Source organism: Mycobacterium sp. D16R24 (assembly GCF_002013385.1).
Classification (GTDB): Bacteria; Actinomycetota; Actinomycetes; order Mycobacteriales; family Mycobacteriaceae; genus Mycobacterium.
Window position 1 is genome coordinate 107,557 of the sequence record NZ_MAEV01000018.1, and the last position, 22,156, is coordinate 129,712.

The 22,156-nt window shown below is 63.9% G+C and carries 21 protein-coding genes and 1 pseudogene; 19 read left to right on the forward strand and 3 right to left on the reverse strand.

The window, feature by feature from the left end; all coding sequences use genetic code 11:
• Window positions 1–31 precede the first annotated feature (31 nt).
• The 9 genes from B4383_RS16695 to B4383_RS16735 all read left to right on the forward strand — a co-directional run bounded on the left by B4383_RS16695 (window position 32) and on the right by B4383_RS16735 (window position 8,081).
• Window positions 32–877 (forward strand): AfsR/SARP family transcriptional regulator, encoded by an 846-nt coding sequence (locus tag B4383_RS16695; protein WP_176126743.1) that lies wholly within the window; start codon window positions 32–34, stop codon window positions 875–877.
• Between the two features lie 157 nt (window positions 878–1,034).
• Entirely contained in the window at window positions 1,035–2,312 is a 1,278-nt protein-coding gene (locus B4383_RS16700; protein WP_078287962.1) for a beta-ketoacyl-[acyl-carrier-protein] synthase family protein, read from the forward strand.
• Complete coding sequence (locus tag B4383_RS16705) at window positions 2,309–3,520, forward strand: ketosynthase chain-length factor (protein ID WP_078287963.1); 1,212 nt, start codon at window positions 2,309–2,311, stop codon at window positions 3,518–3,520. Before B4383_RS16700 ends, B4383_RS16705 begins: the two co-directional genes overlap by 4 nt.
• A gap of 28 nt (window positions 3,521–3,548) precedes the next feature.
• A complete protein-coding gene (locus B4383_RS16710) occupies window positions 3,549–3,806 on the forward strand; it encodes an acyl carrier protein (protein WP_078287964.1) in 258 nt (85 codons plus the stop codon).
• Window positions 3,807–3,826: 20 nt separating this feature from the next.
• A complete protein-coding gene (locus B4383_RS16715) occupies window positions 3,827–4,756 on the forward strand; it encodes an aromatase/cyclase (protein ID WP_217700189.1) in 930 nt (309 codons plus the stop codon).
• Entirely contained in the window at window positions 4,753–5,691 is a 939-nt protein-coding gene (locus tag B4383_RS16720; protein WP_217697284.1) for an MBL fold metallo-hydrolase, read from the forward strand. The genes B4383_RS16715 and B4383_RS16720 overlap by 4 nt, the downstream gene beginning before the upstream one ends.
• Window positions 5,679–6,917 carry an FAD-dependent oxidoreductase gene (locus B4383_RS16725; RefSeq protein WP_078287966.1) on the forward strand — a complete coding sequence of 413 codons (1,239 nt, stop codon included), beginning with the start codon at window positions 5,679–5,681 and terminating at the stop codon, window positions 6,915–6,917. Before B4383_RS16720 ends, B4383_RS16725 begins: the two co-directional genes overlap by 13 nt.
• A 2-nt stretch (window positions 6,918–6,919) precedes the next feature.
• On the forward strand, window positions 6,920–7,693 hold the full coding sequence (locus tag B4383_RS16730) for an alpha/beta fold hydrolase (protein WP_078287967.1): 774 nt from the start codon (window positions 6,920–6,922) through the stop codon (window positions 7,691–7,693).
• Window positions 7,680–8,081: a lipocalin-like domain-containing protein gene (locus B4383_RS16735; protein ID WP_078287968.1), complete on the forward strand. Its 402-nt coding sequence runs from the start codon at window positions 7,680–7,682 to the stop codon at window positions 8,079–8,081. Before B4383_RS16730 ends, B4383_RS16735 begins: the two co-directional genes overlap by 14 nt.
• Here B4383_RS16735 and B4383_RS16740 read toward each other — a convergent pair.
• On the reverse strand, window positions 8,078–8,866 hold the full coding sequence (locus B4383_RS16740; protein ID WP_078287969.1) for an SDR family NAD(P)-dependent oxidoreductase: 789 nt from the start codon (window positions 8,864–8,866) through the stop codon (window positions 8,078–8,080). The two genes, B4383_RS16735 and B4383_RS16740, sit on opposite strands and share 4 nt — an antisense overlap.
• A gap of 177 nt (window positions 8,867–9,043) precedes the next feature.
• Between B4383_RS16740 and B4383_RS27175 the strand changes: the two are divergent.
• From B4383_RS27175 to B4383_RS16755, 4 genes and pseudogenes are all read left to right on the forward strand, one after another.
• Window positions 9,044–9,397, forward strand: a pseudogene (locus tag B4383_RS27175) (nuclear transport factor 2 family protein); the annotation flags it as partial.
• Window positions 9,398–9,466: 69 nt separating this feature from the next.
• A complete protein-coding gene (locus B4383_RS27180) occupies window positions 9,467–10,069 on the forward strand; it encodes a malonic semialdehyde reductase (protein WP_176126747.1) in 603 nt (200 codons plus the stop codon).
• Between the two features lie 19 nt (window positions 10,070–10,088).
• Window positions 10,089–11,039: an ACP S-malonyltransferase gene (locus B4383_RS16750; protein WP_176126745.1), complete on the forward strand. Its 951-nt coding sequence runs from the start codon at window positions 10,089–10,091 to the stop codon at window positions 11,037–11,039.
• Between the two features lie 15 nt (window positions 11,040–11,054).
• On the forward strand, window positions 11,055–11,492 hold the full coding sequence (locus B4383_RS16755; protein WP_078287972.1) for a MarR family transcriptional regulator: 438 nt from the start codon (window positions 11,055–11,057) through the stop codon (window positions 11,490–11,492).
• Between the two features lie 27 nt (window positions 11,493–11,519).
• On the opposite strand, the gene B4383_RS16760 is transcribed toward B4383_RS16755, so the two are convergent.
• Window positions 11,520–12,950 (reverse strand): acyl-CoA carboxylase subunit beta, encoded by a 1,431-nt coding sequence (locus B4383_RS16760; RefSeq protein ID WP_078287973.1) that lies wholly within the window; start codon window positions 12,948–12,950, stop codon window positions 11,520–11,522.
• Between the two features lie 93 nt (window positions 12,951–13,043).
• On the reverse strand, window positions 13,044–14,264 hold the full coding sequence (locus tag B4383_RS16765; RefSeq protein ID WP_078287974.1) for a serine hydrolase domain-containing protein: 1,221 nt from the start codon (window positions 14,262–14,264) through the stop codon (window positions 13,044–13,046).
• A gap of 114 nt (window positions 14,265–14,378) precedes the next feature.
• On the opposite strand from B4383_RS16765, the gene pyrR reads away from it, so the two are divergent.
• Genes pyrR through carB form a run of 6 tightly spaced genes read left to right on the forward strand, consistent with a single transcriptional unit; the run spans window position 14,379 to window position 22,152 of the window.
• Window positions 14,379–14,954: a bifunctional pyr operon transcriptional regulator/uracil phosphoribosyltransferase PyrR gene (gene pyrR, locus B4383_RS16770; protein WP_170915021.1), complete on the forward strand. Its 576-nt coding sequence runs from the start codon at window positions 14,379–14,381 to the stop codon at window positions 14,952–14,954.
• The gene (locus B4383_RS16775; protein WP_078287975.1) at window positions 14,951–15,895 is read left to right on the forward strand and encodes an aspartate carbamoyltransferase catalytic subunit; all 945 of its coding nucleotides are present in this window, start codon (window positions 14,951–14,953) and stop codon (window positions 15,893–15,895) included. The genes pyrR and B4383_RS16775 overlap by 4 nt, the downstream gene beginning before the upstream one ends.
• Window positions 15,892–17,193 (forward strand): dihydroorotase, encoded by a 1,302-nt coding sequence (locus B4383_RS16780; protein ID WP_078287976.1) that lies wholly within the window; start codon window positions 15,892–15,894, stop codon window positions 17,191–17,193. The genes B4383_RS16775 and B4383_RS16780 overlap by 4 nt, the downstream gene beginning before the upstream one ends.
• Window positions 17,190–17,687, forward strand: a complete 498-nt coding sequence (locus B4383_RS16785) for a transporter (protein ID WP_078287977.1) — start codon at window positions 17,190–17,192, stop codon at window positions 17,685–17,687. The genes B4383_RS16780 and B4383_RS16785 overlap by 4 nt, the downstream gene beginning before the upstream one ends.
• On the forward strand, window positions 17,684–18,814 hold the full coding sequence (gene carA, locus B4383_RS16790; protein ID WP_078288219.1) for a glutamine-hydrolyzing carbamoyl-phosphate synthase small subunit: 1,131 nt from the start codon (window positions 17,684–17,686) through the stop codon (window positions 18,812–18,814). Before B4383_RS16785 ends, carA begins: the two co-directional genes overlap by 4 nt.
• Window positions 18,814–22,152: a carbamoyl-phosphate synthase large subunit gene (gene carB / locus B4383_RS16795; RefSeq protein WP_078287978.1), complete on the forward strand. Its 3,339-nt coding sequence runs from the start codon at window positions 18,814–18,816 to the stop codon at window positions 22,150–22,152. The genes carA and carB overlap by 1 nt, the downstream gene beginning before the upstream one ends.
• Window positions 22,153–22,156: the final 4 nt, after the last annotated feature.

The window sequence follows — 22,156 nt, forward strand, 5'->3', positions numbered from 1 at the left end:
TGTACGCGCAGAGGCTAATATCCTCGGTCCGTTGTCACTGACCACTTCTTCGCCATCTGGTGAGCGGGATGCAACACCATCGGCGAAGAAACAACGTCAAGTTCTTGCCATGCTTCTGGCAAGGACTGGGCGTTTTGTGCCGGCCGCCGTGCTCATCGACGAACTATGGGATGACGAGCCACCAAAGAGTGCAACAACTGTTGTGCAGACATACATCCTCAGCATTCGTAAGACAATTGCTAAAGAGTTTGATATGAGCGTCGCTCAGGTTGCGTCGTCTATGTTGCAGACCAAGAACATGGGCTACCTGTTCAGTCCACAGGATATCAATCTTGACCTGCGTAGATACCAAAGTCTCATCGAATCCGCACGGTGCGCTAAAGAGTCCGGAAACGATCATCAGGCAGTTCTGTTGTTTGTCAATGCCGAGAAAACATGGACCGGTCCCGCGTTTGTGGATATCGAGGTGGGGCGCCTTCTCGCATCCGAGAAGGATCAGGTCGAATGCATATTCCTGGCCAATCTGGAATTGCGTATTGAGGCTCAATTGCGTCTAGAACGATATCGCGAAGCCGCGATCGACCTTGCCCTATGGGTGTCCCGCTTTCCGTATCACGAGCGGCTGTACGCATACTATATGTACGCGCTTTGTCTCGCGGGGTGGCGTGACAAGGCGCTCGGGGTATTCCAGCTGGCGAGAAAAACACTTGCGGCAGGGCTCGGGTTGGAGCCCTGTGTGAAATTGCAGAGATTGCATGGCGATATCTTGGCCTCGTCCGATGATACGGTGGCTGAAAGAATGAGAACCGAGCACGGCAGGTTCCTTACGGGCCTAATTCCGCACACTGTCACCGGGCTGACATCGCAGGTTTCCTGATAAGTAATTAGCACGGCCAAATCCACCAGCAATGCTGGTGGATTTTTTTACGCTGAGTCGGCCGTTTCATCGCGAATGCAACTGCTTGAGCGGTCTTTGAGTAGCCGTTCCTCACAATGTATCGGACAGCAATACCGATACACATGAGAGGTGGGAGATGGAGCGAAGAGTAGTCATCACCGGCATCGGTGTCCGCGCACCGGGCGGTCGCGGCGCCGACGAGTTCTGGAAACTGTTGGCCGCCGGACGGACCGCAACCCGGGGCATCTCCTACTTCGATGCTTCGCCCTACCGGTCCCGGATCGCCGGTGAGGCCGACTTCGACGCCGAACAGGAGGGCCTGTCACACAAGGAGATTCGCCGCATGGACCGGGCCACTCAGTTCGCGGTGGTCTGCACCCGCGAGGCGGTAGCCGATAGCGGCCTGGATGTGAACACCCTCGACCCCTATCGACTAGGGGTAAGCCTGGGCAGCGCAGTGGCCGCGGCCACCAGCTTGGAGCAGGAGTATCTAGTGCTGTCGGATTCGGGGCGAAACTGGCTTTCCGACCAGAAGGCCTTGTCGCCGCACATGTTCGATTACATGATTCCCAGCGTGATGCCGGCCGAGGTGGCCTGGACAGTGGGGGCACAGGGCCCGGTGACGATGGTGTCCAACGGATGCACTTCGGGGCTGGACTCGGTCGGGCATGCCGTGGCGTTGATTCGTGAGGGCAGCGCCGACGTGATGCTCAGCGGTGCCGCAGATACCCCGATCACGCCGATTGTCGTGGCCTGCTTTGATGCGATCAAGGCAACGAGCACGCGTAATGACACCCCGGAGACGGGCTCTCGCCCCTTCGACGGCTCTCGCAATGGATTTGTGCTCGCTGAGGGCGCAGCGATGTTCGTGCTGGAGGAGTTTGAACATGCGCGCGCCCGCGGTGCCCAGATATACGCGGAGGTATCGGGATACGCCACCCGTTGCAACGCCTACCACATGACCGGTCTGAAGATCGACGGGCGGGAGATGGCCGAAGCCATCACGATCGCCCTGGACGAAGCACGGCTCGACCCGACCAAGATCGACTACATCAATGCCCACGGATCGGGTACCCGCCAGAACGACCGCCACGAAACAGCGGCGTTCAAGCGCAGTTTGGGTGAGCACGCCTATCGCACGCCGGTGAGTTCGATCAAATCCATGGTCGGACATTCGCTGGGCGCCATTGGGTCCGTCGAGATCGCGGCGTCTCTGTTGGCGATCAAGAACCAGGTAGTCCCACCGACTGCGAATCTGCACGAGGCCGACCCGGAGTGCGACCTCGACTACGTCCCGATCACGGCACGCGATCACCACACCGAACACGTGCTCACCGTGGGCAGTGGCTTCGGCGGATTCCAGACCGCGATGGTGCTGAGTCGCCCGACCGAGATGTTGGGGGCATCGGCATGACACGCGTACTGGTCACCGGCATCGGAATCCTGGCCCCAAATGGCCTGGGCACCGAAAATTATTGGGAAGCAACAGTATCAGGACACACCGGTATCTCGACGCTCGACAGATTCGACGTCTCCGGGTACACGAGCACATTGGCGGGGCAGCTCACCAATTTCAACGCCAAGGAGTTGCTGCCGGGACGGCTGCTGCCGCAGACCGACATCTCTACCCGGCTGGCCCTCGTGGCCGCGGAGTGGGCACTGGGCGATGCCAAAGTAGACCCGGAGGAATTCACCGACTATGAGATGGGTGTGGTCACCTCGACCGCTTCGGGCGGCTTCGAGTTCACCCACCGGGAGTTCCAGAAATTATGGTCCCAGGGCTCCGAGCACGTCAGTGTGTATGAATCGTTTGCCTGGTTCTATGCCGTCAATACCGGCCAAATCTCGATTCGACACGGAATGCGCGGTCCCAGTAGTGCTTTGGTTGCCGAACAGGCGGGCGGGCTCGATGCGCTGGGGCATGCGCGCCGTACGGTGCGGCGTGGCACCACGCTGGTCGTCTCCGGAGGAGCGGATTCTGCTCTTGACCCGTGGGGCTGGACCTCGCACATCTCGACCGGCGATGTCACGAGGGCAACCGATCCTGCACAGGGCTACCTGCCGTTCGACCAGCGGGCGAACGGATATGTGCCCGGCGAAGGGGGCTGCATTCTCATCTGCGAAGACGCAGATTCCGCAGCGGCTCGCAATGCCCCCAACATCCACGGGGAAATCGCCGGATATGCCTCGACATTCGACCCGGCCCCGGGGTCGGGCCTACCCGGCGGTCTGGCCCGTGCTGCACAGATGGCGATTGCCGACGCTGGGTTGACACCGGCCGATATCGATGTGGTCTTCGCCGACGCGGCCGGTGTGACCGGCGCCGACGCCGCGGAAGCCGAGGCCATCGCGGCGGTCTTCTCGCCTCGGGGCGTGCCCGTGACGGCGCCAAAGTCGATGACCGGCAGGCTCTATGCGGCCGGTGGTCCGCTGGATGTGGCGACGGCCCTGCTGTCCCTGCGGGACGGCGTCGTCCCGCCGACTGTCGGTACCACCGACGTTCCCGAGCGCTATCAGCTCGATCTTGTGCAGGGTCAACCACGTGAGGCGTCACTGTCGGCCGCCTTGATTCTCGCGCGGGGCCGGTGGGGATTCAACTCCGCCGTCGTCGTGCGTCGTTGAACACGAAAATTACAGAAGGAGAAGAGAAATGGCCGAAGTTACGCTTGCTCAGCTGCATAAGATCCTGGTGGCTTGCGCCGGTGGCGATGACGACACCGAGATCAGTCCCGAGAGCGCGACGATTGAGTTCGAAGAGCTCGGTTACGACTCGTTGGCCCTGATGGAAACCGCGGCCCGGTTACAGCGGGAGTACGGGGTGCATATCGCCGAAGAGGACCTGGCTGACCTGACCACGCCGCAGCAGATGCTGGATGTCATCAATTCTCAGCTGGCCGGTGTGGCATGACACATCAGGTGACACATACCTTGACGCACTCGCGAGAAATCGCGGCCCCCGCGGAGGTGGTTTACTCGCTGGTGGCGGACGTGACCCGGTGGCCGGTCATTTTCGGCCCGACTGTATACGTGGACCTGCTCGAGCACAGTGACACCAGTGAGCGGTTCCACATTTGGGCGACAGTCAATGGTGCAGTGCGGGATTGGGTCTCGCGGAGGAACTTTGACCCGCAGGCCATGCTCGTCGAGTTCGCCCAGGAGCGCAGCGCCGCGCCCATTACCTCGATGGGCGGCAGTTGGAAGTTCACCGGCCTGCCCGGCGGGCGCACCACAGTGGTGCTGGACCATCACTTCACGGTCGCCGGGGACGATGCTGCGCAGGCATCCATCATCACAGCTGTCAACAACAACAGCGAAAAGGAACTGGCTGCCTTGGGGTTGGTGGCCGAATGTGGTTACCTGCCTGGGGAAATCATCCAGTTATTCGAAGACATCGTGCAGCTGCCCGGACACGCCGCCGATATCTACACATTCGTGGAACGCAGTGACCTGTGGCCGAAGCGGTTGCCACACGTTGGTCGGGTCGACCTGGTGGAGACCGTAGACGGTGTGCAGGAGATGGAGATGGATACCGTCACCAGCGACGGCAGTAGCCACACCACCCGGTCGGTGCGGCTGTGCTTCAGCCCGAACAAGATTGTGTACAAGCAACAACTGCCGCCTGCGCTGCTGCTGGGGCACAGCGGGGTGTGGGAGTTCACCGATGGTCCAGACGGCGCCGTTGCCACCTCGCGGCATATGGTCGCCATCAACCCGGCGGCAATAGCGCCGGTGCTGGGTGCTGGCCAGGGCATCGGCGACGCACAGCAGTACTTGCGAAATGCGCTGGTTGCCAATAGTAAAGCGACCCTCGCCCACGCCGGCTACTGGGCAGAGTCTCTCGCGGAAAACCTCAGTTGACCTCCGGGCTGGCGGCACGGGGCACCGACCGGATCACCGAGATCGCGGACGGCGTCTACGCGTATCTGCAGCTACCCGGGGGCTGGTGCCTCAGTAACTCGGGAATCGTGGTGAGCCCGGACGGCGCGGTCGTCATCGACACCCTGGCCACGGAGAGCCGTAACCGGCGGCTGGTGGCGGCGGTCGACGGATTGGCTCCGGGCTCGCGCCGCACCGTGGTCAACACCCACTTTCACGGCGACCATCACTTCGGTAACCACCTGTTTGGCCCGCAGGCGACAATTATCGCCCACGAGCGTGCTCGGATAGAGATGGACGAGGCAGGCCTGGCGCTCACCCAACTGTGGCCCGAGGTCGAATGGGGTGATGTCAGAGTCACTTTGCCGTCGGTCACCTTCAGCGATCGGCTCCACCTACACATCGGCGACCGAGCAGCCGAGTTGATTCATCTCGGTCCGGCGCACACCACGAACGACGCGGTGGTGTGGCTTCCGCAGGACAAGATCCTGTTCGCCGGGGATATCGTGCTCTCGGGTGCGACCCCTTTTAATCTGATGGGCTCGGTCGAGGGTGCGTTGCGCGTCATCGGTGAGCTGGCTCAACTGGGTGCCGAAACCGTGGTGTGCGGTCATGGCCCGCTGACGGGGCCCGAGGTGTTCGCGCAGACCATTGCTTATCTGACCTGGATCCAGCATCTGGCCGCCGAGGGGTCTGCCGACGGTGTTGGACCGCTCGAGGTCGCACGCCGTGCCGAGCTGGGCGAGTTCGCGGGGCTGATCGACTCAGAACGGCTGGTGGGCAACCTGTACCGGGCCTATGTCGAACAGGGCGCGGCACTACGGGATAGTGAGCTCGGGGCACCCCTTGACGTGATCGCGGCGTTCGATGACATGGTCAGCTACAACGATGGGCAGGTGCCCGAATGCCTGGCGTAGCCGTCGATGTCTGCGTGATCGGCGGAGGTCCGGCGGGGCTGATGGCTGGTCTACTGCTGGCCCGGTTCGGTCTGGATGTCACTGTTCTGGAGAAGCATGCGGACTTTCTCCGCGACTTCCGCGGCGATACCGTTCACCCGTCGACTCTGCAGGCGATGGATGAGCTGGGGCTGATCAACCAGTTCCTCGACCTGCCCCACGCCAAGGCTGAAACACTCCCAATAGCAACCGATTCCGGTCAACTGCTCTTCGCCGACTTTCGGGCGCTGCCCGGCAAGTACCGCTATCTCGCGTTCATGCCGCAATGGGACGTGCTGAACTTCATCGCCTCCGCCGCTCGCCGATACCCGGGATTTCAACTTTTACCACGAGTTGAGGCCATCGAACTGATCCACGACGGTGAGGACGTGGTGGGTGTGCGAGCCAGCGGCCCGGACGGCGCACTGCAGATCCGGGCCACACTGGTCATCGCAGCAGACGGGCGGCGTTCACTCGTGCGGACCACCGGATCACTTGACCTTGCCACCTCCACTGCACCCATGGATGTGTTGTGGTTCCGTGTGAGTCGCGAAGCCGGCGACGTGATTCCGGCGGTGCGCAGTGGCAAGGGCTACTTCATTGTCTGCCTCAATCGTGAGCACTATTGGCAAGTCGCGTACATGATCCCCAAAGGGGGCTATGACCAGACGCGGCGTGAGGGCATCGAAGCGCTGCGGGCCGCGATCGCACGGATCTATCCGGTATTTGCCGAGAGGCTAGCTGAGGAGCTGCGCGATTGGAGCAGCTTTCATCTGCTCGATGTGCGCGTGGACCGATTGCGGAGGTGGTATCGGCCGGGGCTGCTGGCGATCGGTGATGCGGCACATGCGATGTCGCCGGCCGGCGGCGTTGGTATCAATCTGGCAGTGCAGGATGCCATCGCCGCGGCTCGCCTGCTGGGCCCGGTATTGGCTTCCGGCGCCAAGCCGTCGGTGGCGCAGCTGGCGCGCGTGCAACGCCGGCGTGAGTATCCGGTGCGGATAGTGCAGTGGGCCCAGTTGCATCTGCTGGCCGACCTCTATCCGATGGCTGGCCGTGCGCCCGCCGAGCGCCCGCTCCTGATACGGCTAATCCGCACATTTCCCATGCTTCCCAGGCTTATCGCGCGGGTCATAGGCCAAGGCCTGCGGCCCGAGCCCGTACCCCCACCGCTGGTAGGGGCGCAGTCAGAATCCATGGAGGCATAGATATGACGACATATGTATTGGTACACGGCGCGTTTCATGGAGGGTGGTGCTGGGAACGACTGACCCCGGTTCTGGAGGCCTGCGGGCACCAGGTCTATGCGCCCTCGCTGACCGGACTGGGCGACAGGGCCGCCGAGCTGGGGCCGGATGTGGGTCTGGACGCTCACGTGAGTGATGTCGCCGGGCTGATCGTGGACGAGGACCTGACCGATGTGGTGTTGGTGGGGCACAGCTACGCGGGCATTGTCGTCACGGCCGTAGCGGACCAGATTCCCGCCCGGATAGGCCTACTGGTGTACCTGGATACGTTCGTCGCGCATGACGGCGAGGCTGTTGCCGATATTCTTCCGGTCAACGTGCAGGCCTTCGCGGATGCGGCGCAGGCCGAAGGTGACGGCTGGCGGGTGCCGGTGGCCGGCATGCCTCCCGGGGTGGAAGGCTGCTACGGGGTGACCGCCGAGCCCGATCTGAGCTGGCTGCGGTCGATGCAGAGCCCGCAGTCCTTACGTACTTTCACCGATGTGCTGCGGCTGGGCAATCCGGCACAGTTGCAGAGTGTCCCGCGGGCGCACATCCACTGCTCCGGCGGCGGTGAGGCGTGGACGTCCCTGCGTAAGCAGCTGATGCCACGCTCATATCCGCCAGCCGGGGAACCAGTGCGCGAACTGGACACAGGCCATGACGCCATGATCACCAAGCCTGACGAACTGGCTGCGGTGCTTGACGACTTGGTCACGGCGCACGCTCGCAGCGGATCCACTCATGCACTGCAGTGAGGGGAAGCCCGTCCGGCCCGATCACTTCGTGGGGCAGTGGCGGCTGGACTCCTATTACGATCTCGACGAGGGCGGCGGCACTAGCGAGGGACCGCTCGGTGAATCGCCGATCGGTCTGCTCTATTACGGGGCCGAAGGTGCGTTGTCGGTCAGCATGATGCGCGGCGAACAAGTGCCCGGCGCAGTCCCGTTCATGGGATACGCCGGGCACTGGCACGTTGACGGGCCGCTAGTGTTGCATCAGATTGTGGTGTGCTCCAACCCCGCCTGGGCCGGCACCGTGCAGACACGCCAGTACGACTTCGATGGCGATACGCTGACGCTGATCGGTGCACTCCAGCAGGGCGGCAAGCAGCAGCGGCGCATCCTTGCCTGGCGGCGGGTTTAGTAGTTACCCAGGCCGCCGCAGACATTGAGGGCCTGAGCGGTCACCGCATTGGCGCCGGGGCTGATCAAGTAGTCGACCATGGCCGCTACCTCTTCGGTATCCACGTATCGGCCGATGGGTACGCGAGCGGCGACCCGCTTGCCGGCTTCCTCGGCATCAACACCCCACAAGGTCGCGTAGGTCTCACGAACCCGTTCGGCCATCGGCGTCTCCACGAATCCTGGGCACACGGCGTTGACCGTCACACCGGTCTTCGCCAATTCGAGGCCCAATGCCTTGGTGAATCCGACCATCCCGTGCTTGGACGCCGAGTACGGTGCGCCGTGCAGCACACCCTGCTTGCCGCCGGTTGAGGCGATGTTGATGATTCGGCCCCAGCCCTGATCGAGCATCCCGCCGGTGGTGAGTGCCGCCTTGGTCATTAGGAAAACGCTGTTGAGATTGGTGTTGATGACGTCGAACCACAGTTCGTCGGTGATGTCTTTGGTGATTCCGCCGCCGTTGCGGCCGGCATTGTTGACCAATATGTCCACTGGCCCATAGCGATCCACAGCAGCGGTGACATAAGCGCGTATCTGCTCGGGCGAGGTGACATCGCAGGTCACGCCGTCGGCCTCATAGCCGTCGGCCTGTAGTTGTTTGATGGTTTGGCTGAGTGACTCCTCGCTACGGGCACAGAGGAACACCGCGAAATCCTGTTTCGCCAAATGCTGCGCGATCGTCAAACCCATGCCGCTGGTCGCGCCGGTGATGAGAGCAACTTTACGAGTCGTTGTCGAAGTCATGAAGGTGACTATGCACGGCACCGCTATAGCTCCGGTCAAGCCCGAGTGTAGTGCCCTTGACCAATATTCGAGCCTCGCTAGGGAAACTGGCGACACCGAAGGTGCCAGGCCAGGCGGATAAGACATAAGGAGCCGACCGTGACGACCGTTGACATCAGCACAAGCCTCTACATCGAGGTGCAGCAGTTCTACTCCAGACAGATGCAGCGACTCGACGGGCAGGACATCGAAGGCTATGCGGCCACCTTTACCGAGGATGCGATTTTCGACCACACCACCGCGCTGCCCGCCAGCGTCACGAGAGCCGGAATCATCAACGATCTGTACGACTTTCGTGAGATGGGTAAGCACGATCCGGTACAGAAGCGGCACTACTTCTCCATGATCGATCTCGAATACATCGATACCGACGAGATTCGCTCAACCGTTTACTGCCTGGTGATTAAGACCAGGCCGGGTAAGCCCGCCGAGGCCAACCCGAGCTGTGTCGTTCACGATGTGCTTGTGCGCGTCGAAGGCGAGCTACAGACAAGGTCGCGGCACGTGAGATATGACAGTGATTCCCCACTGCTGCAAGGGAAAACAGCACCTGAAGCGGAGCTGGCGGCTCAGGAAAGTCTGGCATTGCCTGCCGCCGCGCAGGACCTGCTGTTCCGTGAGGCCCGCACCGCCAATACCTTCACCGACGAGCCGGTCTCCGACGAGCAGATGCAGGCCATCTACGAGCTGATCAAATTTGGTCCGACATCGATGAATCAGCAGCCGCTTCGCATAGTCCTGGTGCGTTCCGGCGAAGCACGATCACGGCTGGCCAAGCACTTGATTGGCGCTAACCAGGCCAAGGCCCTTGCGGCCCCGCTCGTGGCGATTCTGGCTGCCGACTTGAATTTTCACGATGAGCTGCCCACCCAGTTTCCGCATTTTCCCGAAGCCAAGGACTACTTCGCGGATGCCGATGCGCGTGCCGCGTCGGCGCGAACCAATGCGTTGCTCCAGGTCGGCTACATCATTGTGGGTATCCGGGCAGCCGGTCTGGCAGCGGGACCGATGACGGGATTCGATGCGGATTCCGTTGACCAAGAGTTTTTTCCCGACGGGGTCCACCGATCCCTGGTCGTGGTGAATATCGGCAAGCCCGGGCCCGATGCCTGGCACCCGAGGCTCCCTCGCCTCACCTATGACGATGTCGTCACTTCGGTCTAGCGGATATAGGAGGATGAACATGTTTGCAATGGTGATGCCGGGACAAGGTGCTCAACGCAAAGGCATGATGACGCCCTGGCTGGATGCTGCCGGGTCGGCCCGGGTCGACGAATTCTCGGAAGCCGCCGATCTTGACCTGCGCCACTATGGTTCGGCCGCCGAGAACGACGAGATCACCGACACCGCGATAGCTCAGCCGCTCATCGTTGCTACTTCGCTGCTGGTTTTCGGGCGCCTTCGCGACGAACTGAGGCTGCCGGACCGGATGATTTTCGCCGGTCATTCAGTGGGGGAGTTGGCTGCCGCAGCGGCCGCCGGTGCCATCGCCCCGCGCGATGCCGTCCGGCTAGCCAGGCTTCGTGGTCTGGCAATGCGCCGTGCCTGTGACCACGAACCCACGGGTATGGCGGCAGTGGTCGGTGGCGGCTTATGCGACGTAACCCGCGCGGTGGAGGAGCTGGGCCTGTTCGTGGCGAATGTGAACGGTCCAGGACAAGTGGTGGCCGCCGGTCGGCTCGAGGAGCTGGATCACTTGCGGGCCAACCCGCCGGCCGACACCCAGGTCAAATTGCTGCAGGTGGCTGGAGCCTTCCACTCTCCATACATGGCGGCTGCCGAGGCGGAATTCGGTGCGGCATTGGACAGCGCCGCTGTGGTGACAGCCCCGCACCCGTTGCTGTCGAACGCTGACGGGGCACTCGTCACCGGACCGTTGGATCTCAAACACCGGCTGGTCCAGCAGCTGACTCGCCAGGTGCGGTGGGATCTTTGCGCTCAGTCGCTTCGCCAGTACCGCGCGGATGTTCGCATCGAATTGGGCAAGGGGGCGCTCAGCGGGCTGACTCGCCGGGAAAACCCAGTGCCACAAGCAATTCAAGTATCGGCGCCGGAAAGCATCGCGTTGGTTCGGGAAGCTCTTACCCAGCGGGAGAACGTGTCTGGATCCATCGGGCCTCGCCTGGCGTCGTGATGAGTAGATCCTCCGATGGCGTCGGTGGATAACGGTGAACCGGAGGCGCCCCTCGGTTATCTACTCACCCGCACCGCAGCGCTATTGCAGCGACAGGCGGCCGCCGGGTTGGAACCTCTTGGCTTATCCCTGTCGGCCTTCATCTGTATGCAGATTCTGCACGCGGCCCCCGGATCGTCCAACTCTCAGCTCGCCCGTACGGCGCGCGTGAGCAGGCAGGCGATGTGCGATGTGCTGAAGCAGCTTCAGGACGAGGGGCTTGTCACGCGGCCACTATCCGCGGAACAGGGCCGGACACTGCCCGCTTCCCTTACCCGGCAAGGGTTGCAGCGTCTTGACATGGCCCGCCAAGAAGTCACGTGCGCGGAGCATCGAGTAACGGTCGCCCTGACGGACGAGGAGCGTGGGAAGCTTAAATTGCTTCTCGCGCAACTGAGTATGCCGACGGTCTGATGACCGGCGGCCGTCAGGAACGGCAACTCACAGTGGGATGTTTTTGTGGCGGCCGCGTCGTGTGGGGGCTTCGGCGAGTGCGCGGGTCAGGACTGCGCGGGTTTGGGAGGGTTCGATTTCTTCGTCGACGACGCCGATTTCGATGGCGCGGTCGACGCCGCCGGCGATGCGTTCGTGTTCGAGGGCGAGTTCTTCGTGGAGGGCTTCGCGTTCGTCGGCGGGGGCGGCGGCGAGTTGTTTTTTGTGCAGGATGCCGACGGCGGCTTTGGCGCCCATGACGGCGACTTCGGCGTCGGGCCAGGCGAAGACTTTGGTGGCTCCTAGGGAGCGTGAGTTCATGGCGATGTAGGCGCCGCCGTAGATTTTGCGGGTGACCAGGGTGACGCGGGGGACGGTGGCTTCGCCGAAGGCGTGTAGGAGTTTGGCGCCGCGGCGCACGACCCCGCCCCATTCCTGGCCGACGCCGGGCAGGTAGCCGGGTACGTCCACGAGAACGATCAGGGGGATGCCGAAGGCGTTGCATAGGCGTACGAAACGTGCTGCTTTTTCTGCGCTTTCGGAGTTCAGGCAGCCGCCCAGGCGCAGGGGGTTGTTGGCCAGTACTCCGACGCTGCGTCCGGCCAGGCGGCCCAGGCCGATGACCATGGAGGGTGCCCATTTGCCCTGGAATTCTTCGAATGGGTCGTCGGCGTCCAGGAGTGCGTTGACGATGGGGTGTACGTCGTAGGCGCGTTTGGCTGAGGCGGGCAGCAGTGCGCGTAGGTCGGTGTGATCGGATTCGGCGCGGCCGCGATCGAAAACGCCTTGCTGGCAGAAGAACCCGACCAGCTTGCGGCCGCGGGCGTAGGAGTCGAGCTCGTCGTCGGCCACGATGTGGCACACCCCGGATTTTTTGTGGTGGGCTTCGGGGCCGCCGAGGGTGGCCATGTCGACGTCTTCGCCGGTTACCGAGCGCACCACGTCCGGGCCGGTGACGAACACGCGGCTTTCGGGGGCCATGATGATGACGTCGGTGAGGGCGGGGCCGTAGGCGGCGCCGCCGGCGGCGAATCCGACGACGATCGAGATTTGCGGGATGTATCCGGAGGCGCGGATCATGGCCTCGAAGACCAGCCCGACGGCGTGCAGGGCCGAGACTCCTTCGGCCAGGCGGGCGCCGCCGGAGTGCCAGATGCCCACGATGGGGCTTTGTTCTTCGATGGCGGTGTCGTAGGCGTTCACGATGTGCCGGCAGCCCTCGATACCCATGGCGCCGCCCATCACGGTGCCATCGGTGCAAAAGGCGATGGTCCTGACTCCGTTGACCGTGCCAGCGGCAGCCAACACACCCGAGCGGTCACGCTCATGCAGCAACTCGACAGTGCCGTCATCGAAAAACATGCCCAACCGCAACAACGGATCACGCGGATCGAGCGATTCGCTGGGCTCGCTGCTGGTCTCGGGAGCCAGGATCGTCATCTTCGCACCTCGGTATCGGTTGGCGTGGACTGCAGAACAGCGTTGCGTTCCATGGTGTTGTCAGGGGCTCAAGAATGCCTACAGAGCTCGCCGCTAGAGCGCGGCGTACACCGCCTGCGCGAACTGAACATGTAACAGCTGTAGTCGCAGCGTGGATGTGCGCCCCAGGGCGGCCTTGGGGTCCAGTTCCGGCATGCGCCACTGCGGCAGGAACATCAGGATCGCGTCGGCCTTCGGGTCCGCGTGCCACCAGGTGCCGAATGCTCCCGGCCAGCCGAAGGTTCCGGCACCGCCCGGACCGAACAGTGCGGCCTCGTTCGGATCGAGCACGACCGACAATCCCAGGCCGAAACCGCGTCCGGTCCAGTACGGCAGGCCGAAGGACGGCAGCTTTCGCTGGGCCGGGGTGAGCCGGTTGGTGCGCAGCGCGGCGGTCGACTCGGGGGAGAGGATGCGCACTCCGTCGGCCTCGCCACCGGCGAGGAGCGCCCGCGCGAAGGTGAGGTAGTCGTGCGCGGTGCTGGCCAGAGCGCCGCCGCCGCGACACAGCGCCGGTGCTGACGTCGGCATCGAGGTGAGATAGCTGCGGTCGGCCGCCACGATCTGGTCGTCATCGCCGAGGCCGTACAGGCGTGCCAATCGGCTGGCCTTGCGCTCGGGAACGAAGAAATCGGTATCGGACATGCCCAACGGATCCAGGATTCGTTGACGTAGCAGCTCGTTCAGCGGCAGCCCGGTCGCGCGTGCGATGAGTAGACCGAGCACATCGGTGGAATGGCTGTAGTGGAAGCGTTCACCGGGCGGGTAGACCAGCGGCAGCGCGGCGATGGCCCCGAGCCACTCGTCGGGCTCACTGAACGCCGCGGTGTGCAGCGGCTGGTAGGCCTTAGCTATTGGTCCGGTAGCGATGAAGTCGTAGGTCAGCCCGCTGCGGTGGGTCAACAGGTCCTCGACAGTGATGGTGCGCGGTGCCCGGAATGTGTCATCCAGCGGGCCGTCTGGATCTGCGAGCACCCGCATCTGGGCGAACTCCGGCAGCCAGGTGGTGATCGGGTCGTTCAGGCGGATCGTGCCGTCGTCGACAAGAGACATGGCGGCCGCACTGATCACCGGCTTTGTCATGGAAGCGATGCGAAAAATGGTGTTGTCGGCCATCTGCAGACCGGCGGCGACGTCGCGATAGCCAACGGCGCCCAGGTGCTTGAGCTGCCCGCCCTGCCACACCAGCGTTACCGCTCCGGCGAGTATGCGGTCATTGACCGCGGCGCGAATCGGAGCAAGAGCTGCATCAAACGTGTCGTCGGACTCAGGCATGACTCCATCCTGTCAGTCGTGGCCGTCGGGTGCCCGGATGCTAAGATCCCTGGCGATAAGTGACATCCTTTAACGATCCGTCCAGTGAGGCGGAGAAGGAGGTCTCGCGTAAGCGTGGGCGTATTACCAGAGGGACGCGAACTGTTGTCCGCCGCAGATGTCGGCAGGACCATCTCGCGTATCGCGCATCAGATCATCGAAAAGACCGCACTTTCCGATTCCGGTGACGCACCTCGCGTCGTATTGGTCGGGATCCCCACCCGCGGTGCCACCCTCGCGAAGCGATTGGCCGCCCACATCACCGAGTTCTCCGGTGTCGAGGTGCCGGCCGGATTCCTGGATATCACGCTCTACCGCGACGATCTGCGCAACAAACCCCACCGCCCACTCGAACGCACCTCCATTCCCGAGGGCGGAGTGGATGGCGCCCTGGTGGTCCTGGTTGACGACGTGTTGTTCTCCGGCCGTACGGTGCGCTCGGCCCTCGACGCGCTGCGCGACCTGGGCCGGCCTCGCGCGGTGCAGCTGGCGGTGCTGGTTGATCGCGGGCACCGTGAGCTGCCGCTGCGTGCCGACTACGTGGGCAAGAACGTGCCGACCGCACGCTCCGAAGACGTCAAAGTGCTGCTGACCGAACATGACGGTCGCGACTCCGTGGTGATCAACAGCGGGCAGGGAGCGGCCTCGTGAAACACCTGCTGTCGGCGGCCGACCTGACCCGCGACGAGGCCACCGCCATCCTCGATGACGCCGACCGGTTCCTCCAGGCCCTGGCTGGGCGCGAGGTCAAGAAGCTGCCGACCCTGCGCGGGCGCACCATCATCACGATGTTCTACGAGAACTCCACGCGAACAAGAGTTTCCTTTGAGGTCGCGGGTAAGTGGATGAGCGCCGACGTCATCAACGTCAGCGCATCGGGTTCCTCCGTGGCCAAGGGCGAGTCATTGCGCGATACCGCTTTGACCCTGCGTGCGATCGGTGCCGATGCGTTGATCGTCCGCCACCCAGCGTCGGGTGTCGCCGCCCAGCTGGCTCAATGGACTGCCGAAGGAGAGGGCGGCCCGGCCGTTATCAACGCCGGCGACGGTACCCACGAGCATCCCACCCAGGCGCTGCTCGACGCGCTTACGATCCGCCAGCGGCTGGGCGGCCTCGAGGGCCGCCGCATCGTCATCGTCGGGGACATTCTGCACAGCCGAGTTGCCCGGTCGAATGCTTTGCTGCTCAGTACATTCGGCGCAGAAGTGGTGCTCGTGGCACCACCCACTCTGCTGCCCGTGGGTATTGAGGCCTGGCCGGTGACGGTCACCCACGATCTGGATGCCGAGCTGCCCGGCGCCGACGCGGTGCTGATGCTACGGGTACAGGCCGAACGCATGACCGGCGGCTTCTTCCCGTCGGCGCGCGAGTACTCGGTGCTGTACGGCTTGTCCGAGGCCCGGCAGCGGCTTCTTCCCGAACACGCGGTGGTGCTGCATCCCGGTCCGATGCTGCGCGGTATGGAAATCGCGTCGTCGGTGGCCGATTCTTCGCAATCCGCTGTTCTGCAACAGGTATCGAATGGAGTGCATATCCGCATGGCCGTGCTGTTCCACCTACTGGTCGGTTCCGATGAGGCGGTGCCCGCATGAGTGTCTTGATCAAGGGCGTACTGCTGTACGGGGAGGGCGAGCAGGTTGACGTCCTCGTCGAGGACGGCCAGATCACCCGCATCGAGGCCGGTCTTGGGCCGGGCATCGAGACGGAGGTCGACACGGCCATCGAAGCGCCCGGTCAGGTGCTGCTGCCCGGATTCGTCGACTTGCACACGCACCTGCGCGAGCCAGGCCGCGAAGACACTGAGACCATCGACTCCGGCTCGGCAGCAGCAGCTTTGGGTGGCTACACCGCCGTCTTCGCGATGGCCAACACCAACCCCGTGGCGGATAGCCCCGTGGTGACAGATCACGTGTGGCAGCGTGGCCAGCAGGTGGGACTTGTCGACGTGCATCCGGTTGGTGCCGTCACCGTCGGATTAGAGGGCAAGCAACTCACCGAGATGGCGATGATGGCGCGCGGCGCGGGCCGGGTGCGGATGTTCTCCGACGACGGCAAGTGTGTGCACGATCCGCTGGTGATGCGACGTGCGCTGGAGTACGCCAAGGGGCTGGGTGTGCTCATCGCCCAGCATGCCGAGGAACCGCGGCTGACCGTCGGCTCCGTGGCGCACGAAGGCGCTCACGCGGCCAAACTGGGCCTGACCGGATGGCCCCGCGCCGCCGAGGAATCCATCGTCGCGCGGGATGCGATTTTGTCCCGCGATACCGGTGCTCCGGTGCACATCTGTCACGCATCCACCGCGGGCACCGTGGAGTTGCTCAAATGGGCGAAGGGACAAGGAATCTCCATCACCGCCGAGGTGACTCCGCATCACCTGCTGCTCGATGACAGCCGACTCGCCTCCTACGACGGTGTGTACCGCGTGAACCCGCCGTTGCGGGAGTCCGCCGACGCCGAAGCATTGCGCCGGGCGCTCGCCGATGGCGTGATCGACTGTGTGGCAACCGATCACGCGCCACATGCCGATCACGAGAAATGCTGTGAGTTCGCCGCGGCCCGCCCCGGTATGCTCGGGCTGCAGACCGCGCTGTCCGTGGTTGTTGAGACCATGGTGAAACCGGGATTATTGACCTGGCGCGATATCGCCAGGGTGATGAGCGAGCGGCCGGCGCAGATCGTCGGTCTGACCGATCAGGGGCGTCCGATCGCAGTTGGCGAGCCCGCCAACCTGGCGATCGTTGACCCCGATGCCACCTGGACCGTCACGGGCGACGGATTGGCCAGCAAGTCGGCCAACACCCCATTCGAATCGATGACGTTGCCTGCCATCGTGACTGCCACGCTGCTGCGCGGCCGGGTGACTGCCCGGGACGGCAAGGTGGCGCTGTGAACCACGGAGACTTCGTTGGTGTGCTCATTATGGCGGGCGCCTCGCTCACCTTGTCGGTGCTGCTCTTCCGACTGATGTGGCACGGCTGGCGCGCACGCGCGCAGCGCCAGGCCGACACTGTCGGAGAGCTGCCCGCCGTGCCCGCCGAGCGCGGTGACATCGTCATCGAACCTGTCGACGGTCTCTACGTCGGCAGTACTATCGCACCGGACTGGCAAGATCGAATTGCGGTGGGCGACTTGGGCTACCGGGCGAGCGCCACCCTGACTCGATACACCGGCGGAGTCCTGCTGCAGCGCAGCGGAACCACAGACATCTGGATACCCGCGGATGTCATCACCGAGATTCGCGCGGCAAAGGCGCTGGCGGGCAAGGTACTTACCCACGACGGAATTCTCGCGATTCGGTGGCGGCTGCCCTCGGGCGTCGAGATCGACACCGGATTTTTGGCACGACCGCGAAGCGAATACGAGGAATGGAAGCAGGCGTCATGAGTGACAAGGCGGTGCTCGTTCTCGAAGACGGGCGGGTGTTCACCGGTAAGCCGTTCGGCGCGGTGGGTGAAACCCTCGGCGAGGCGGTGTTCTGCACGGCCATGTCCGGTTATCAAGAAACCCTGACCGACCCGAGCTATCACCGGCAGATTGTGGTGGCGACAGCGCCGCAGATCGGCAACACCGGATGGAACGACGAGGATGACGAGAGCCGCGGCGGCAAGATCTGGGTTGCCGGATACGCGGTGCGAGATCCCTCGAACCGGGTATCGAATTGGCGGGCCACGGGTTCCCTCGACGAGGCCCTCAAGAAGCAGCACGTCGTCGGCATCGCCGGAATCGACACCCGCGCCGTGGTCCGTCACCTGCGTACCCGCGGTTCGATGAAGGCGGGGATCTTCAGCGGTACCGTCGCCGACGCGCCCACCGACTTCCTGCTCTCGCGCGTCAACGGCCAGCCCTCCATGCTGGGTGCGGACCTGGCCGGCGAGGTGAGCACCGATGACACCTACATCGTGGAACCCGATGGCGCGCATCGGTTCACCGTGGCGGCTCTGGACCTGGGGATCAAGACCAACACCCCACGGAACTTCACGCAACGCGGTATCCGGGTGCAGGTGGTGCCCTCGTCCATCAGCCCGGACGAGCTGCTCGCGTTGGCGCCCGACGGTGTGTTCCTGTCCAACGGGCCGGGCGACCCGGCCACCGCGGATCATGTGGTGGCGGTGACACAGGCGGTGCTGCAACAGAAGATCCCGCTGTTCGGCATCTGCTTCGGCAATCAGCTGCTGGGCCGGGCACTGGGTCGGTCCACCTACAAGATGACCTTCGGGCACCGCGGCATCAACATCCCGGTTATCGACCACTCGACCGGTCGGGTCGCGATCACCGCGCAGAACCACGGCTTCGCCCTCGAAGGTGAAGCAGGCGAGCAGTTCGACACGCCGTTCGGGCGCGCCGAGGTCAGCCACACATGCGCCAACGATGGCACGGTGGAAGGGATCCGGCTGTTGGACGGATCGGCTTTCTCGGTGCAGTACCACCCGGAGGCGGCGGCCGGACCTCATGACGCCGAGTACCTGTTCGATCAGTTCGTTACGTCACTTGAGAATCGGGGTAACCGCTGATGCCACGTCGCACAGACCTCAACCACATCCTGGTCATTGGCTCCGGGCCCATCGTGATTGGCCAGGCCTGCGAGTTCGACTACTCGGGCACCCAGGCCTGTCGCGTGCTGCGTTCGGAGGGGCTGCAGGTCAGTCTTGTCAACTCGAACCCGGCGACGATCATGACCGACCCGGAGTATGCCGACAACACCTATGTCGAGCCGATCACTGCCGAGTTCGTCGAGAAAGTCATTGCCGCGCAGGCAGAGAAGGGCAACAAGATCGACGCCCTGCTGCCGACGCTGGGCGGTCAGACAGCGTTGAACACCGCGGTCGCGCTCTACGAGAACGGCGCACTGGACCGGTACGACGTGGAGCTCATCGGCGCCAACTTCGAGGCCATTCAGCGCGGTGAGGACCGGCAGCGGTTCAAGGACATCGTCGCCAAGGTTGGTGGCGAGTCGGCGAAGTCCCGCGTCTGTTTCACCATGGACGAGGTCCGCGATACCGTCTCGGACCTCGGATTGCCGGTAGTGGTACGCCCGTCGTTCACCATGGGCGGCTTGGGTTCGGGCATGGCATACACCCCTGAGGACGTTGAGCGGATGGCAGGGGAGGGCCTCTCGGCGTCTCCCTCGGCGAATGTGCTGATCGAAGAATCCATTTACGGGTGGAAGGAATTCGAGCTCGAGCTGATGCGCGACAGCCGCGACAATGTGGTGGTCGTGTGCTCGATCGAGAACGTCGATCCGATGGGTGTGCACACCGGAGACTCGGTGACGGTCGCTCCCGCGATGACGCTGACCGACCGCGAGTATCAGAAGATGCGCGACCTCGGTATCGCGATCCTGCGCGAGGTCGGTGTCGACACCGGTGGCTGCAACATCCAGTTCGCCATCAACCCGCGCGACGGTCGCCTGATCGTCATCGAAATGAACCCGCGTGTGTCGCGCTCAAGTGCGTTGGCCTCCAAGGCGACCGGGTTCCCGATCGCCAAGATCGCGGCCAAGCTGGCCATCGGGTACACGCTCGACGAGATCGTCAACGACATCACCAAGGAGACCCCGGCCTGTTTCGAGCCGACTCTGGACTACGTCGTGGTGAAGGCACCGCGGTTCGCCTTCGAGAAGTTTCCCGGCGCCGACGCGACATTGACCACCACCATGAAATCGGTGGGCGAGGCGATGTCCCTGGGGCGGAACTTCGCCGAGGCACTCGGGAAGGTCATGCGCTCGTTGGAGACCTCCGCGGCGGGCTTCTGGACCGACAATGCCGCTCCCATCGAGGATCTGGACACGTTCCTGCAGGAGCTGCGGGTGCCGCGTGACGGGCGCCTCTATGGCATCGAACACGCGTTGGCCGCTGGTGTCCCCGTCGAGCAGGTGGCTGAGATCACCGGCGTCGATCCGTGGTTCGTCGAAGAGATAGCGCAGATTCACCACCTCGGTGCCGAGCTGCGCGATGTGCCGATTCTTGACGAGGAACTGCTGCGCCGTGCCAAGCACTACGGGCTCTCGGACCGTCAGATCGCCGCGCTGCGACCGGAACTGGCGGGGGAGGACGGAGTGCGGTCGTTGCGGCACCGGATGGGCATCCGGCCGGTGTACAAGACCGTCGACACCTGCGCCGCCGAATTCGAGGCCAGGACCCCGTATCACTACTCCAGCTACGAGTTGGATCCGGCGGCGGAGTCGGAAGTGGCCCCGCAGACCGAGCGGCCCAAGGTGCTCATTCTGGGCTCGGGCCCCAACCGCATCGGGCAGGGCATCGAATTCGACTACAGCTGCGTGCACGCGGCAACCACGTTGTCGCAGGCCGGGTTCGAGACCATCATGGTCAACTGCAACCCGGAGACGGTGTCCACCGACTATGACACCGCTGACCGCCTGTACTTCGAACCGCTGACCTTCGAGGACGTACTCGAGGTCTACCATGCCGAAAGCGAATCTGGCCGCGGTGGACCGGGTGTCGTCGGCGTGATCGTGCAGCTCGGCGGGCAGACCCCGTTGGGGCTGGCCAAGCGTTTGGCCGATGCCGGTGTGCCGGTGGTGGGCACCAGCCCGGCGGCCATCGACCGCGCCGAGGACCGGGGCGTGTTCGGGGACTTGCTGGTGTCGGCTGGTCTGCCGGCGCCACGGTTCGGCACCGCGACGACTTTCGAGCAGGCCAGGCAGATCGCGGCCGACATCGGCTACCCGGTACTGGTGCGACCGTCCTACGTGCTGGGCGGTCGGGGCATGGAGATCGTCTACGACGAGGACACCCTTCACGGTTACATCACTCGCGCCACCCAGCTTTCGCCCGAACACCCGGTGCTGGTGGACCGCTTCCTCGAGGACGCCATCGAGATCGACGTTGATGCGCTATGCGATGGCACCGAGGTCTACCTCGGCGGCGTCATGGAACACATCGAGGAAGCCGGCATTCACTCCGGTGACTCGGCGTGCGCGCTGCCGCCGGTCACCCTGGGCCGCAGCGATGTCGAAAAGGTGCGCACCGCGACCGAGGCCATTGCGCACGGAATTGGTGTAGTCGGCTTGCTCAACGTGCAGTACGCGCTCAAGGACGACGTGCTGTACGTCCTGGAGGCAAACCCGCGTGCCAGCCGTACGGTGCCGTTCGTCTCCAAGGCCACGGCGGTGCCGCTGGCCAAGGCATGCGCGCGGATCATGCTGGGCGCCACCATCGCCGGTCTGCGCGAGGAGGGATTGTTGCCCGCCGACGGCGATGGCGCGACGATGCCGCCCGGCGCTCCCGTCGCGGTCAAGGAAGCCGTGCTGCCGTTCCACCGATTCCGCAAGGCCGACGGCAGCCAGGTGGATTCCCTGCTGGGACCCGAGATGAAGTCCACCGGCGAGGTCATGGGCATCGACGCCGATTTCGGCAGCGCCTTCGCCAAGAGCCAGACCGCCGCATACGGTTCGCTGCCCAAGGAGGGCACGATCTTCGTCTCGGTGGCCAACCGCGACAAGCGGTCCCTGGTGTTCCCGGTGAAGCGGCTGGCGGATTTGGGATTCAAGGTGCTGGCCACCGAAGGTACGGCAGAGATGTTGCGCCGCAACGGAATACCCTGCGAAGAGGTGCGTAAGCACTATGAGAGTGCGGGGGAGGGGCGTCCGGCGCAGTCGGCGGTAGACGTCATCAAGTCCGGCAAGGTCGCGATGGTCATCAACACTCCCTACGGGAACTCGGGCCCCCGTGTCGACGGTTATGAGATCCGATCGGCCGCGGTGTCGATGAACATCCCGTGCATCACGACGGTGCAGGGCGCCTCGGCCGCGGTGCAGGGGATCGAGGCGGGTATCCGCGGCGATATCGGCGTGCGCTCGCTGCAAGAACTCCATGCGGGCTTGCGATGAGCCG

Bases quoted from the DNA above. Each gene is read 5' to 3' on its own strand.
- B4383_RS16700 (WP_078287962.1), top strand. From the start codon at position 1,035: ATGGAGCGAAGAGTAGTCATCACCGGCATCGGTGTCCGCGCACCGGGC.
- B4383_RS16705 (WP_078287963.1), top strand. From the start codon at position 2,309: ATGACACGCGTACTGGTCACCGGCATCGGAATCCTGGCCCCAAATGGC.
- B4383_RS16710 (WP_078287964.1), top strand. From the start codon at position 3,549: ATGGCCGAAGTTACGCTTGCTCAGCTGCATAAGATCCTGGTGGCTTGC.
- B4383_RS16725 (WP_078287966.1), top strand. From the start codon at position 5,679: ATGCCTGGCGTAGCCGTCGATGTCTGCGTGATCGGCGGAGGTCCGGCG.
- B4383_RS16730 (WP_078287967.1), top strand. From the start codon at position 6,920: ATGACGACATATGTATTGGTACACGGCGCGTTTCATGGAGGGTGGTGC.
- B4383_RS16735 (WP_078287968.1), top strand. From the start codon at position 7,680: ATGCACTGCAGTGAGGGGAAGCCCGTCCGGCCCGATCACTTCGTGGGG.
- B4383_RS16740 (WP_078287969.1), bottom strand. From the start codon at position 8,866: ATGACTTCGACAACGACTCGTAAAGTTGCTCTCATCACCGGCGCGACC.
- B4383_RS16750 (WP_176126745.1), top strand. From the start codon at position 10,089: ATGTTTGCAATGGTGATGCCGGGACAAGGTGCTCAACGCAAAGGCATG.
- B4383_RS16755 (WP_078287972.1), top strand. From the start codon at position 11,055: ATGGCGTCGGTGGATAACGGTGAACCGGAGGCGCCCCTCGGTTATCTA.
- B4383_RS16760 (WP_078287973.1), bottom strand. From the start codon at position 12,950: ATGACGATCCTGGCTCCCGAGACCAGCAGCGAGCCCAGCGAATCGCTC.
- B4383_RS16765 (WP_078287974.1), bottom strand. From the start codon at position 14,264: ATGCCTGAGTCCGACGACACGTTTGATGCAGCTCTTGCTCCGATTCGC.
- B4383_RS16780 (WP_078287976.1), top strand. From the start codon at position 15,892: ATGAGTGTCTTGATCAAGGGCGTACTGCTGTACGGGGAGGGCGAGCAG.
- carA (WP_078288219.1), top strand. From the start codon at position 17,684: ATGAGTGACAAGGCGGTGCTCGTTCTCGAAGACGGGCGGGTGTTCACC.
- carB (WP_078287978.1), top strand. From the start codon at position 18,814: ATGCCACGTCGCACAGACCTCAACCACATCCTGGTCATTGGCTCCGGG.